Origin of the sequence: Pseudorhodoplanes sp., assembly GCF_046289595.1 — a bacterium.
Classification (GTDB): domain Bacteria; phylum Pseudomonadota; class Alphaproteobacteria; order Rhizobiales; family Xanthobacteraceae; genus Pseudorhodoplanes.
Genome location: NZ_JBKBVB010000121.1, coordinates 1 through 12,918 on the forward strand (window position 1 = coordinate 1; position 12,918 = coordinate 12,918).

Sequence of the window (12,918 nt, forward strand, 5' to 3'; positions counted from 1 at the left end):
GATCGGACAGCTCGCGAAGCTGATGAAGGACAAGAAGATCCGCTTCATCCTGGCCGAGGCGAACCAGCCGGAGCGGCATTCCAATATGCTTGCGGAACGTACCGGCGCCACGGTGGTGCAACTCGCCGGCAGCATCGGGATGCTGCCGAACACCGAGGATTACATCGCGCTGTTCGACGCCAATGTGAATGCGCTGGCGAATGCGTATAAGGGGAAATGAAGCGCCGCCCATGGGTCTGCGGCACACTCCGTTCATTCCCGTGCAAGCGGGAAATCCAACGGCATTGTCTCGCTCAGTCTCCGCTTTCGCGGGGACGAACGGTGTCCGGATTATTTCTCTCTGTTACCTCGTCCACGGCGCGTTGCGCCTGGTCGATCGCGGCATGCGCATAGGCGCTCCAGCCGGCATCGGAATTGGCGATGGCGACGCGGCCGAACGGCTTGCGGGCGCGCAGCATGATTTGTTGTGAATCCGGCGGATCGAACAGCGAATTGCCGCCATAGGCATAGCCATGGGCCCACCGGTTCACCGTGATCGCCGCGATGTCGCGTCCGCCGGAAAAGCCGCCCGGACCCAGCATGCGGTCGAGTTCGTCGCGGATGCGATCCTCGAAATCGGCAAAGCTCATCTCAAGAAGCTTCATGCGGCCGATCCGGAACATGTCGCGGTCGTCCATCCCCGGATTGCTTTCGGCCGGCACATGCACGAGATGCAGCCCGATCGGTTCGGAGGGCGTGCGCGGATGCCGATACCCGCCAAGACTCACCGGATAGTCGAGCTTGACCCGGCAATGAAACGACATCGGTCCGGCAATTTCGTGCACGCCAAGCCTGACCCATGGCTCCCAGTTGCGTACCACAACCTTGGTATAGACCAGCGGCGCCTTGACATTGTGCAGGAGCGCATTGCGCTGCGGCTCCGGCAGGTCCGGCATCATGTAGGGAATCGCCGAATTGAAGCCGGCAAGGATGGCGCGGGACGCAGCGACGCGATGCAGCTCCCCGTTCCGGACATAGGCGAGTTCGACGCCGTCCTTGCCGTCCTTCACATGGATACAGGTCGCCAACAGGCGAATGCGCACGCGATTGTCGCGCCGGTCCAGTGCGTCATAGCGAAAGCGCGCCAGCACGATGTCGTCCATGGTCTGGCCGTCCGCCGCGCCCGGAACGAGCGCGCGCACCAGCAAACGCGCGATTGAGGCATTGCCGTCCGGGAAATGGTGGATATAGGGCTCGTCGCGTTCGGGGCTTGCATCGTCCGGCAGGTTCAGTCCGGCAAAGCCGGGCAGCCCCATCTCGCGCGCGCTCCCGGCCGATATCATGTCGCTTGCCAGCGCCAGAAAATCCAGCGAGCGGCCGTGGAAACAGTTCGCGGCGCGCTCGCTCAACCCGCAGATTTTCGTCAGGTAATCGCGGTAGCTGGTTGTCTCCAGCAGTTCTTCCTTCTCCGCACGGTTCTTGCCGGCGAGCGGATCGCGCGTCGTATCGTACAGCGCCAGCAGCTGCGCCTTTTCGGCAGCGTCGAGCGGGAACTCCGCGACGAATTCGGAGACAGGTCGTGCATTGAGAAGGTCCGGCCCGAGATCGTCGGCGGCTGTGTGAGTTGGATCGCCGGTCACCAGCACGTCGCGGCCGAAACTTTCGCGCGGAAAGAACACCCCGCGTGACAATCCGAGCGAAGGGTATAGCTTGCGCTCGAACGCAGTCTCGAAGCGGTTCACATCGACGCCAAGCTCCTGCAAGAGGCCCATCGCCACCGGGCTCCACAGCGCCTTGGGCGATTGCAGGGATTCGCTGCCGCCATAGCCCAGCAGCATCCGGCCATCGATGGTGAAGTCGTTGCGCTTGGCGTGGCCTCCGAAATCGTCATGATTGTCGAGGATCAGGATGCGCGCGTCAGGCCGCGTCTTGCGGTAGAAATACGCCGCGGCAAGTCCGCTGATGCCGGCGCCGACCACCACCAGATCGTAGTCCTCCTCGATCGGACGGGCGGCAAAGTCCGGGATTTCGCCGTCGCGCATCGCATGGGCGGCCTCGAACGATCCTGGATGATGCCCGCGCAGTCCGCCACGCGCCGGCGGGTCTTCTCCGGTCTGCGCCGCGGCAAGCTGCGCCGCAGGCGTCAGTCCCGCCGCGATCGCGAGCGCGCAGCCGTCAAGAAAATCGCGTCGGGTGATATCCGGCATGCGCTTGTCCGCTCTTGCCCGCTCTTGCCCGCTCTTGCCCGCTCTTGCCCGCGCAGGCGGGCATCCGGTCCTGCTCGCGCGCTCGCGGCGCGAATTGCAGATTACCGCGCCGGGATGGGCATCACCAGCCGATGACCCGAGGCAGCCAGGTGGCAAGGCCCGGATACATGAAGACAGCCGCCAGCGCTATGGCCTGCATGGCGATGAACGGAAGTACGCCGCGGTAGATATCGCCGGTCGCGACCTCGGGCGGCGCGACACCGCGCAGGAAGAACAACGCCCATCCGAACGGCGGCGTCAGGAACGAGGTCTGCAAATTCACGCAGATCAGGATCGCCAGCCACACCATATCGACATTGGCCTGCAGAAAAACCGGCAGGAACAGCGGCACCGCAATGTATGAAATCTCGATCCATTCGATGAAGAAGCCGAGGATGAAGATGATCGCCATCAAAAACCAGACGTCGGCATTGATGCCGCCCGGCAGGAACGCAAACAGGTCGTGAACGATCTTCTCGCCCTGCAGGCCGCGGAACGCGAGCGCGAAGGCCTGGGCGCAGATCAGAATGAACATCATCATCGCGGTGATCTTGGTGGTGGCCTGCGCGGTCTCGCGCAACACCCGCAAGGACAGCCGTCCGCCGATCGCGGCGACCACGATCGAGCCGAGCGCGCCCATGGACGCCGCCTCCGACGGCGCGGCGATTCCTGCGATGATGGAACCGAGAACTGCGGCAACGAGGCCGACCGGCGGCGCCACCACCTTGAACAGCTTGCGCATCAGTTCCGCGCGTGAAATCGATGCGCGTTCCTCGGCGGTGAAGGCCGGCACGAAATCAGGACGCAGCACGCCAAGCGCCAGGATGTAGAGCACATAGATTCCCGCGAGCAGCAGACCCGGAACCATCGCCGCTGCGAATAGCGTGCCGACCGACAGGTTGAGGATGTCGGCGAGCAGGATGAGGATCAGACTTGGCGGGATGATCTGGCCGAGCGTGCCGGAGGCGCAGATCACGCCGCAGGCAAGACCCGGATCATATCCGCGGCGGAGCATGCCGGGCAGCATCAGGAGGCCGAGCGTCACCACCGTCGCGCCGACGATTCCCGTGGTGGCGCCGAGCAGCACGCCGACCGCCACGATGCCGATGCCGAGCCCGCCGCGCAGCGAACCCGCCAGATGGCCGATCACATCCATCAGGTCTTCGGCGAGCTTGGATTTCTCCAGCATCATTCCCATGAAGACGAAGAGCGGGATGGCGATCAGGGTCTGGTTGGTGACCACCCCGAAGATGCGGCCCGGCAGAAGATTGAACAGCAGGCTGCCGAAGCCGAGATAGCCGAACACCAGCCCCGAAGTGGCAAGCGTGAGCCCCACCGGGATGCCGGCCATGAGCAGCACGAAGAACGACACCAGCATGCAGATGGCGAGGACTTCAACGTACGGCATCACGCCTTCCGCAATTCAAGATAGCTTTTGATCGCTTCCGACAGCGATTGCAGGAACAGGATCGCAAAGCCGATCGGGATCAGGGATTTGACGATGTAGCGATAGTCGATGCCGCCGGGATTGGCGGTGCCCTCGCCGATCGACCAGGACTGGTAGACATACGGGATCGAGAGCCGGATCACGACGAGGCAGAACGCCATCGAGATCAGCGCCGACAGAATTTCCACACGGCGCTTGTTGCGCGCGGAGAAATACTGGAACACCACGTCGACCCGCACATGCTCCTTGTGCAAAAGCGCATAGGACATGCCGAACAGACAGATCGGCACGAAAATGTGCCATTCCAGTTCCTGCGCCCAGATGAAGCCAATGGAGAAGGCGTAGCGCAGCAGCACGTTCGCGCCCATCACGAGCGCGATGCCGAGCGCCAGCCATGACGTGATGCGGCCGACGAGATCGGTGAAAGCGTCGATCCCGCCGGCCAGCTTTTCGGCTGCGTGCAATCAGGCCTTCCGGATCTTGGTGTGATAGACGGTTTCGCTAAGGTCGGCCCAGGCGTCGTACTTGGCCTTGTAGGCCATGTAGGAGTCGTGGACCTTCTTGGTGACCGCATCCTTGGCTACGGCTTCCGCAAGAATCTTGTCGGTGGCGGCTCGCAGTGCCTTGACCACCGAGTCGGGCAGCGGCTGCGCAATCACGCCCTGGTTCTTCACCAGGTCTTCCATCGCCTCCGCGTTGTTCTTCTGGCACCAGGCCTCGCTGATGGTGTTGCAGGCGAGGCAGGCATTCTCCACGATCGCCTTCAGGTCGGGCGGCAGCGAATTCCACTTGGCCTTGTTGATGGTGAGTTCGCTCGCCGTCGCCATCTCGTGCCAGCCGGTGGTGTAGTAATATTTCGCCACCTTCTGCAGCCCGAGCTGGCGGTCGAGATACGGTCCGACGAATTCCGCCGCGTCGATCACACCACGTTCCAGCGAGGGGAAGATTTCGCCCGGCGCGATCAGCCGGGAGTCGACGCCGAGTTCCTTGTAGACGCGGCCGGCAAGTCCCGGGATGCGCATCTTCAGCCCCTGCAGGTCTTCCGGCTTCTCGATCGGCTTCTTGAACCAGCCGGTCATCTGCACGCCGGTATTGCCGCAGACGAACGGCACCAGATTGAAGCGGTCATAGACCTCGCGCCAGAGTTCAAGGCCGCCGCCGTCGAACATCCAGCCATTATAACCCTGGAAATTGAGGCCGAAGGGGACCGCGGTGAAGTACTGCGCGGCGAAGCTCTTGCCGGTCCAGAAATAGGAATTGGCGTAGTTCATCTCGACGGTGCCGGACGACACCGCGTCGAAGCCTTCCGCCGCCGGGATCAGTTCGCCCGCGCCGAAGAACTGGATCTTGATGCGGCCATTCGACATCTCCTCGATCCGCCTGGCGAGGTCCTTGGCGCCGCCCGGCCCGGTCGAATAGAAGGCCGCATTCGGACCGTAAAAGCTGGTCATTTTCCAGTTGAAGGTGGTCTGTGCGCGCACCACCGCGGGCGCCGCCACCGTCGCAGCCGCACCGGCTAAAGCAATTTTCGTGAAATCCCGACGTCGTATGACACTCTCCCGCTGATTGTTGTGAAGCGTCATTTGCAAGCAAATTGCAGGCCAGCTCATTTCCGCGGCATTTCCGCCTGACTGCATTCTACAGCTGAAGTCTGCATAAATGCTAGGCAGATGCCTGGTCGCCTTGCAATCATCGTCACGAGGAATGGCAACCGGCTCTGCGGGGTTTGTCCGGTGAGAGGCCGGGAGGACCCATGGACCAGCGCATTATCAATCTCTACGACCGCTTCACCCATGGCGGCATGAGCCGCCGCGCCTTCCTCGACAAGCTGACACAGCTTGCCGGTTCCACCGCCGCGGCGGCGGCGCTGCTGCCGCTCCTGCAGAATGATTACGCAAAGGCTGCGATCGTTCCCGCCAATGACGACCGGCTGAACTCGCAGCGCGTCGCCTTCGATTCAGCGAAGGGCAAGATCGACGGCTATCTCACCCGCCTGAAGGGTGACGCCAAACGCCCGGTCGTGCTGGTGATCCACGAAAACCGCGGCCTCAATCCGCATCTGGAGGATGTGGCGCGGCGTTTCGCGCTGGAAGGATTTCTCGCCTATGCGATCGATCTGCTGTCGCTCGTGGGCGGCACGCCGCCGAACGAAGACGAGGCGCGTGCGCTCCACCCGAAGATGAACCAGGACGATGCCGTGGCGGCGCTGGTCGCTGCGGTGGACTTTCTGAAAAAGCATCCCGAATCCACCGGCAAGGTCGGCGCGGTCGGCTATTGTTTCGGCGGGCTGATGGTCAACCGGCTTGCCGCCGCGAGTCCCGAACTCGACGCCGGCGTCGCCTATTACGGACGCCAGATTCCCGCTGCCCAGGTGCCGAACATCCGCGCGCCGCTGCTTTTGCATTACGCCGAGAACGACGAGGGCGTGAATGCCGGGATCGCCGCTTACGAGGAAGCCCTGAAGGCCAACAACAAGCGCTACACCATCCACATCTATCCGGGCACGCAGCACGCCTTCAACAACGACACCGGGGCTGCGCGCTACAACAAGGCCGCGGCCGATCTCGCCTTCGAGCGGACAATTGCGTTCTTCCGCGAGAATCTCGGTGCGCCGCCGCGCGGGGCGTGAGCGCGGTATCCCGTCGCTCGAAAAACGCGTTACGCTTGGTCTTGGTGCGCTGCGGACCGCGGCGGGCGGCTGGGCTTGGCGCCGTACACCTCAGGGATCTGGCGCAGTGCAGGCTTACAGCGCCGCCGTCAGCCTCTGGAACAGCGGGTTGTCCTGCGTGAACACGTAGTCAATCTCGGATACCGAAATCGCCTGTGCGCCCTTCTCGCGCAGGAAATCGGCGAGCGCGAAAACCTGATCCGGCGGGCAATGCAGCGTCAGCATCCCGGACGATGTCGGGCCGCCGAACGGCGTCACAATGCCGAATGTTTCGCGCGCAAGCGCAAGAAGAGCGTCATCGCAGCCTGAAAAGCGCGTGCGCATCTCGCGGAAGGCACGCTCGCGCGCCTGGCTCGCGAGCCGGTCGAGAATCCGGCGCGCGGTATCGAGCGTCGCCGCATTCCAGTCGGCGCCGCGCGCGGCGACCAGATTGGCCTGCGAGCGCAGCATCGTGCCGTCGTCGACCACTTTCAGGGCGTTCGCTGCGAGCGTGTTGCCGGTTGTCGTGATGTCCACGATCAACTCTGCCGTACCGGCGGCGGGTGCGCCCTCGGTCGCACCGAGGCTTTCCACGATCCGGTAATCGGCGATGCCGTGCTGCGCGAAGAAGGCGCGGGTGAGATTCACGTATTTGGTGGCGACCCGCATCTTGCGGTTATGCCTGAGCCGGAAGGCGGTGGCGACGTCGTCCAGATCGGCCATGGAACGGACATCGATCCAGGCCTGCGGCACCGCCACCACGACATTGGCATGGCCAAAGCCCAGCCCATCCAGCAGGATCACGCGCGCGTCCGCATCCGGCATCATCTCGCGCACCAGATCCTCGCCGGTCACGCCGAGATGCGCGGCGCCTTGCGCGAGCTGCGCGGTGATTTCGGAGGCCGACAGATAGGCGATCTCGACGCCGTCCATGCCGTCGATGGCGCCGCGATAGTCGCGCGCACCGCGCGGCTTGACGAGTTTCAGTCCCGCCCGTGCGAAGAATGCTTCCGCATTCTCCTGCAGCCGGCCCTTTGCGGGCACCGCCAGGATCAGCGGCGCGCTCATGCTGCGCCTCCTGTATCCAGATCCGACAGCCGCTCGATCCACACCGAGAAGCCGATTGCCGGGATCGGCATCGGCGATCCAAGCCGCGTCAGCAGATCGTCGTAGCGGCCGCCGGCGACCAGCGGCTCGTTTGCCTTGCCGTCGGTCAGTTCGAACACAAAGCCGGTGTAGTAATCCATGCCGCGGCCGAAGGCGCAGGAGAACGCCACCCGCGACAGATCGATGCCGCCCGTCTTCATCTGCGCGTTGCGGCTTTCGAACAGATCGAGCGCGGCGTCGAGCGCGAGCTTCCCCTCTTTCGCGAGCGTGCGCATCGCCGCCGCTGCATCGACCGGATTGCCGTTGATCGACAGGAAGCGTTCCACCAAAGCACGGGTCTCGCGCGGCAGCGTGGCCGACGCGCCGAGCGTCGCTTGCTCCAGAAAGCGGTCGGCAATCTCGCCGACCGAGCGTCCGCCGACCGCCGAAATGCCGGCGATCGACAAAAGATCGGTGACGAGGGCATGGGCCGCTTTCGGATCGGACCCCGCGAGCGCGGCCAGCACGCCCTGGTAATCCGCCTTGCCGTTGCCGCTGCTCAGGGTCAGGCGTTCGAGATCCTGCGCCAGCGATGCCTTGCGGTTGAAATCCTTCACAAGGCGGCGCTTCCACGCCGGGGCGAGGTCGAGCGCGGCGACGAGCGCGGTAAACAATCCGACGTCGCCAATGCGGATCTCGGGCGTGTGGTGTCCGAAATGTGCGGTGGCGGCGAGCCCGAGCGCCAGCGTTTCGGCGTCGGCGGCGGCCTTGTCGGCGCGTCCGAAGGATTCGATCCCGGCTTGCAGGAATTCCCCAGGCAGCGCTCCGCGGTCGCGAAACACCGGCCCCAGATAGCAATAGCCCTGCGGCGCTCCGGCGGCGGGGGAGGCGAGATAGTCGCGCGAAACCGGAATTGTGAAGTCGGGCCGCAAGCACAATTCCTCGCCGGAGCGGCCGGCGGTCAGGAAGATGCGGGCGCGGATGTCTTCACCCGAGAGGTCAAGAAACGGCTCTGCCGGTTGCAGGATACCGGGATGGGTCCGCGCATAGCCTGCTTTTTCGTACACAGAGAGAAGGCGGCGCGCGGAGGACAGGATATCCCCGGGGGCGTCGGCGGCGGCTGAAACAGGAAGGCTGGTCATGGCGGCGGCGCTTTAGCACGGAATGTTTGCAGATTCGACGCCGGCCGGGTGTCGCGCTTAACGGCCGATCGGTGCCGGCGAGGAAGGTGGCGATCTACAGGTATTGCGCGTGTTTATCGTCGATCACCAAAAATAAGGAATTTTGTCCGACTGTGTCCGCGGAATGAGGGAGCGGACAAATGGAGGCGCAAGTCCCGCCAGGTCTCGTGAATGGCTTTTTCAAAGCTTACGCCGCGCGGGATTTCCAAACGGTTCTCGACTATCTGTCCGACGATGTCGACTGGATTTTCCCGGGGCCGGTCGATGTGTTTCCGTTTTGCGGACGCTGGCGCGGCAAGGCGGCGGTGATCGAGCATTTTGCCCGTCGCGCGCCTGCGCTGTTTTCGATCCGGCGCATGGAGCTGGAGGCGCTGCTGATCGACGGCGACCGTGCGGCGTCATTCAGCAAGATGACCGCCACAGAGCAAGGGTCGGAACGAATTCTTGCCTTCCATTGCGCGCATTTCGTCACCGTCCGGGGCGGCAAGGTGGCCAGCTTGCTGGCGGTGGCGGACACATTCGGCCTTCTCGATCAGCTTCAGGACGTCCAGATCATGATCGATCCCCGGCACGCGCCCCTGGCGGATCGGTTTCGCAAAGTGGTGCTGCCGTGACCGGGCCCGAGGGCATGGAAGCGCTGGCGCGCACGCCGCCTTGGGTCCGGGCGTTCTACGACGCCTATCTTTCCGGCGATGCGCTGCGGCTCGAGGCCGTGCTGCATGACGAGGTGACCTGGCTGATCTCCGGACCGGCCGACTGGGTGGACTTGTTCGGGGCACGGCGCGGCAAGCCGGAGGTCATCGAGCTCGTGACCCGGATCATTCCCTGCTACCAGCGGCTGACCGGCTTCGAATTCGAGCATGTGCTGGTCGACGGCGATCACGCCGCAATGGCCGGCCGGCTCTGCGCCTTCCAGCGCGAGACCATGCGCGCGATCCGCGTCGCCTTCGCCCATTTCCTGCAGTTCCAGGGCGGCAAGCTGATCGCCATGCGTGCGGTCTGCGATTCGTTCGACGCGCTGGAACAGATCACCGGATGCCGGATCGCACTGGTGACCGAGCCGGGGCGGGTGCAGGGCAATGCCGACGACACCGTTATCCCGGTTTGAGGCACCGGCCGCCGTCGCGATGCGCCGGCAACGGGCCTAACGAAAGATTAAGGCGCCGCACCGGTGCCGGGCGGAGTGCGTCACCAAAAATAAGGATTTTACGGCCATCGTTCGGAATTGGATGGTAGACCGTCATGGCTGAACCTGTATCCCGCGCCGACGTGCAGGCCTTTTACGAAGCGCTGGCTTCGCGCGATCCGGTGCGGCTGGCGCACTGCCTTGCCGACGATGTCGAATGGCTGATGTCCGGTCCGGTGGAGATATTCAGCTTTTGCGGCTACCGGCGCGGCAAGGCCGCCGTGGTCGATTACATGGCCCGTCTGGTGCCGTCGATGTTCGCGGTCAAGCGCTTCGAGCCCGAGGAAATCGTCATCGACGGCGACAAGGCGGCGATCATCAACAACATCGCTTCGGTGCAGAAGGATACCGGCCGCATCCTGACCTATCAGACAGCGATTTTCGTGGTGTTCAGCGGCGGCAAGGTGATCTCGCTGAAGGGCGTCGCCGACACCTTCGGCATGGCCGAGCAATTGGTCGGCCACCTCATCGACCCATATTTCTGCGCGACTGTGGCGGCGCCGAAGGATGTGGTGACGTTATGACCGAGACCCTCAGCGCTCTCGCGCTGCCGGCCCGTCTGCATGACCGCGAGCTGCCGCCGTTCGTGGCCGAGCTGTATCGGGCTTACCTGACGCGCGATGCCGCGCTGCTCGACGCCATCCTTGCCGACGATGTCGACTGGAAGCTCACCGGACCGGTCGAGCATCTCGACATCTACGAGCCGCGCCGCGGCAAGGCCGCGGTCATCGAACTCATCACCCGCATCATGCCGTGCATTTTCGTTCTCAGCGATTTCGAGATCGAGCATCTCCTGGTGCAGGGGGACCGTGTCGCGGCCTTCGGCGTGCTGCGGGCGCGCCAGCGCGAATCCGGCCGGGCTTTGCGCTTCCGCGGCGCGCATTTCATGCGCTTCGGCGACGGCAAGCTGGTTTCGTTCCGCGCGCTCTCCGATACCTTCGACCTGGTCGAGCAGGTGGTCGGCCATCCGATCGACATCACCAAGCGCATCGAGCGCGTGACGCTGGTGCCGGACGGCGACGAATTGCTGCGGCTGTGAGTTTATGCAGCCCGCGAAGGCGGGGACGACCGGTCCGCTATGCCACCCGCGTCTTCACGCCGTGGCGCGCGAGAATCTCCTGCACGGTCTTGACCAGCTGGTCGCGCGGAACTTTCCGCTGCGCCTCTGCCTGTTTCTGCAGATATTCGTCGCGGCCCTTTTCCAGCTTCGACAGCTCGGCGCCGAGAACGAGATCCTTCACGATCACCTGTTCGCCTGCCGCATCGTTCTTTTCATCCGAGCCCTGAATGACCACGCAGGGCGCGTTGCGCTTGTCGGCATATTTCATCTGCGGATTGAACTTTCCCGAACCGAGATACATTTCGGCGCGGATATTCGCTGCGCGAAGCTCCGCCACCATACGCTGATAATCTGCGATTCGATCCTGGTCGAAAACCGTGACCACAACGGGGCCGAAACTTTGCTGTGCATCGCGCTTGTTCACGAGCGCGAGAGCGGCGGCGAGCCGCGACACGCCGATCGAGAATCCGGTCGCCGGCACCGGCTCGCCGCGGAAGCGCGACACGAGGCCGTCATAGCGTCCGCCGCCGCCGACCGAGCCGAAGCGCACCGGGCGGCCTTTCTCGTCCTTGGTCTCGAGCAGGAGTTCGACCTCGTAGACCGGGCCGGTGTAATATTCGAGGCCGCGCACGACAGAAGGATCGAATCGAATTTGTATCGGCGAATAGCTTGCGGCATCACAAAGCACGCAAAGCTGCATCAACTCCTCAAGTCCATCATATCCAGTTTCTACAAGAGGGACTTGCTGAGGCAGTACTGTCAGGAGCGCGCGATTACTTTCATAAAAGTTTTGCTCACCAATCTTTGAACTGCGGCCAGACCTCTCCGTGAGAGTCGCTTCTTCTTCCCTGATGCTGCTGTTAATCGTAGATGCGATGGATATGAATTTCACGAGGTACTCGATCTGTTGCTTTTCGAGATCGGCTCCTTTTGTGAAGTCGCCGCTATCATCTTTCCTGCCCGGTCCTAAGAGTGCAGCAACTCCGGCCTCGCCAAGTCGATCATATTTGTCTAGCGCGCGAAGCACGGTCAGGCGTCTTGCAGCGTTCTCATCGCCGGAAAGCCCAATAGCCTCCATCACTCCATCCAGCACCTTGCGGTTATTCACCTTGACGACGTACTGGCCCCTGAGGCCAAGCGCCTCCATCGTATCCGCCGCCATCATGCAGATCTCGGCATCCGCGGCCATCGACGCAGACCCCACCGTATCCGCATCGAACTGCATGAATTGCCGGTAGCGGCCCGGTCCGGGCTTTTCGTTCCGGAACACCCAGCCCTCGCGATAGCTGCGATAGGGCTTAGGGAGCGCGTCGAAATTCTCCGCGACATAGCGCGCCAGCGGCGCGGTCAGGTCGTAGCGCAGGCTCAGCCACTGTTCGTCGTCGTCCTGGAACGAGAACACGCCCTCGTTCGGGCGGTCCTGATCCGGCAGGAATTTGCCGAGCGCGTCGGTATATTCGATCGCGGGCGTCTCCACCGGCTCGAAGCCGTAGAGCTCGTAGACGGCGCGGATTTTCTCCAGCATCGCGCGCGTGGACGCGATTTCGGCGGGAGCGCGGTCCACAAGGCCGCGCGGCAGCCGCGCCTTCAGTTTGTTGCTTTTGTCGGTCATGGATATAAGTCAACAGATGGTCCCGCGGCGTGTATCAGCGCAGCGCCGCTTTGTCATCCAACGGCCGGGAAAGGCCCGCCAAAAGGCGCACCCATGAGCACCCAGTCCGCCCGCAAGCCCGCCGCCACCGCCGTCCCGAACGATCTCGAAGCGTTCTGGATGCCGTTCACCGCCAACCGCGCCTTCAAGAAGCGCCCGCGCATGGTCTCGCGCGCCAAGGACATGCATTATTTCACCCCGGAAGGCCGCGCCATCCTCGACGGCGCCGCAGGGCTGTGGTGCACCAATGCCGGCCACAACCGCGACCCCATCGTCGCCGCGATCCAGGCGCAGGCCGCGGAAATGGATTTCGCCCCGCCGTTCCAGTACGCCAATCCCAAGAGCTTCGAACTGGCGAGCCGGCTCGCGGCGCTCGCGCCGGGCGATCTCGACCACGTGTTCTCCTGCAATTCGGGGTCGGAAGCCGTCGACACA

At 63.5% G+C, this 12,918-nt stretch carries 14 protein-coding genes; 7 read left to right on the forward strand and 7 right to left on the reverse strand.

Features of this window, described 5'->3' with window-relative positions; all coding sequences use genetic code 11:
- The coding region (locus tag ACK41X_RS19380) for a metal ABC transporter solute-binding protein, Zn/Mn family (RefSeq protein ID WP_409726654.1) at positions 1 to 220 on the forward strand (220 nt) is incomplete at its 5' end.
- 73 nt (positions 221 to 293) lie between these two features.
- On the opposite strand, the gene ACK41X_RS19385 is transcribed toward ACK41X_RS19380, so the two are convergent.
- The 4 genes from ACK41X_RS19385 to ACK41X_RS19400 form a co-directional block, all read right to left on the reverse strand.
- Positions 294 to 2,186: an NAD(P)-binding protein gene (locus ACK41X_RS19385; RefSeq protein WP_409726656.1), complete on the reverse strand. Its 1,893-nt coding sequence runs from the start codon at positions 2,184 to 2,186 to the stop codon at positions 294 to 296.
- A gap of 121 nt (positions 2,187 to 2,307) precedes the next feature.
- Complete coding sequence (locus tag ACK41X_RS19390) at positions 2,308 to 3,633, reverse strand: TRAP transporter large permease subunit (RefSeq protein ID WP_409726658.1); 1,326 nt, start codon at positions 3,631 to 3,633, stop codon at positions 2,308 to 2,310.
- A complete protein-coding gene (locus tag ACK41X_RS19395) occupies positions 3,633 to 4,136 on the reverse strand; it encodes a TRAP transporter small permease subunit (RefSeq protein WP_409726660.1) in 504 nt (167 codons plus the stop codon). The genes ACK41X_RS19390 and ACK41X_RS19395 overlap by 1 nt, the downstream gene beginning before the upstream one ends.
- Positions 4,137 to 5,171: a TRAP transporter substrate-binding protein gene (locus ACK41X_RS19400; protein WP_409726662.1), complete on the reverse strand. Its 1,035-nt coding sequence runs from the start codon at positions 5,169 to 5,171 to the stop codon at positions 4,137 to 4,139.
- A gap of 254 nt (positions 5,172 to 5,425) precedes the next feature.
- Here ACK41X_RS19400 and ACK41X_RS19405 point away from each other — a divergent pair, with 254 nt between their 5' ends.
- The gene (locus tag ACK41X_RS19405) at positions 5,426 to 6,301 is read left to right on the forward strand and encodes a dienelactone hydrolase family protein (RefSeq protein WP_409726664.1); all 876 of its coding nucleotides are present in this window, start codon (positions 5,426 to 5,428) and stop codon (positions 6,299 to 6,301) included.
- Between the two features lie 114 nt (positions 6,302 to 6,415).
- Here the strand turns inward: ACK41X_RS19405 and hisG are convergent, their stop codons facing one another.
- Both hisG and ACK41X_RS19415 read right to left on the reverse strand, forming a co-directional pair.
- Positions 6,416 to 7,387: an ATP phosphoribosyltransferase gene (hisG, locus tag ACK41X_RS19410; protein ID WP_409726666.1), complete on the reverse strand. Its 972-nt coding sequence runs from the start codon at positions 7,385 to 7,387 to the stop codon at positions 6,416 to 6,418.
- Positions 7,384 to 8,547, reverse strand: a complete 1,164-nt coding sequence (locus ACK41X_RS19415) for an ATP phosphoribosyltransferase regulatory subunit (protein WP_409726668.1) — start codon at positions 8,545 to 8,547, stop codon at positions 7,384 to 7,386. The genes hisG and ACK41X_RS19415 overlap by 4 nt, the downstream gene beginning before the upstream one ends.
- A gap of 179 nt (positions 8,548 to 8,726) precedes the next feature.
- Here ACK41X_RS19415 and ACK41X_RS19420 point away from each other — a divergent pair, with 179 nt between their 5' ends.
- The 4 genes from ACK41X_RS19420 (at position 8,727) to ACK41X_RS19435 (ending at position 10,811) form a co-directional block, all read left to right on the forward strand.
- Entirely contained in the window at positions 8,727 to 9,200 is a 474-nt protein-coding gene (locus tag ACK41X_RS19420) for a nuclear transport factor 2 family protein (protein ID WP_409726670.1), read from the forward strand.
- Entirely contained in the window at positions 9,197 to 9,694 is a 498-nt protein-coding gene (locus ACK41X_RS19425) for a nuclear transport factor 2 family protein (protein ID WP_409726672.1), read from the forward strand. The genes ACK41X_RS19420 and ACK41X_RS19425 overlap by 4 nt, the downstream gene beginning before the upstream one ends.
- A gap of 134 nt (positions 9,695 to 9,828) precedes the next feature.
- Positions 9,829 to 10,296, forward strand: coding sequence for a nuclear transport factor 2 family protein (locus ACK41X_RS19430; protein WP_409726674.1), 468 nt, complete (start codon positions 9,829 to 9,831; stop codon positions 10,294 to 10,296).
- Positions 10,293 to 10,811: a nuclear transport factor 2 family protein gene (locus tag ACK41X_RS19435; RefSeq protein WP_409726676.1), complete on the forward strand. Its 519-nt coding sequence runs from the start codon at positions 10,293 to 10,295 to the stop codon at positions 10,809 to 10,811. The genes ACK41X_RS19430 and ACK41X_RS19435 overlap by 4 nt, the downstream gene beginning before the upstream one ends.
- A gap of 37 nt (positions 10,812 to 10,848) precedes the next feature.
- Here the strand turns inward: ACK41X_RS19435 and hisS are convergent, their stop codons facing one another.
- Positions 10,849 to 12,444, reverse strand: coding sequence for a histidine--tRNA ligase (gene hisS / locus ACK41X_RS19440; protein ID WP_409726678.1), 1,596 nt, complete (start codon positions 12,442 to 12,444; stop codon positions 10,849 to 10,851).
- 93 nt (positions 12,445 to 12,537) lie between these two features.
- Between hisS and ACK41X_RS19445 the strand changes: the two genes are divergently transcribed.
- A partial coding sequence (locus ACK41X_RS19445; RefSeq protein ID WP_409726680.1) for an aminotransferase class III-fold pyridoxal phosphate-dependent enzyme occupies positions 12,538 to 12,918 on the forward strand: 381 nt, incomplete at its 3' end.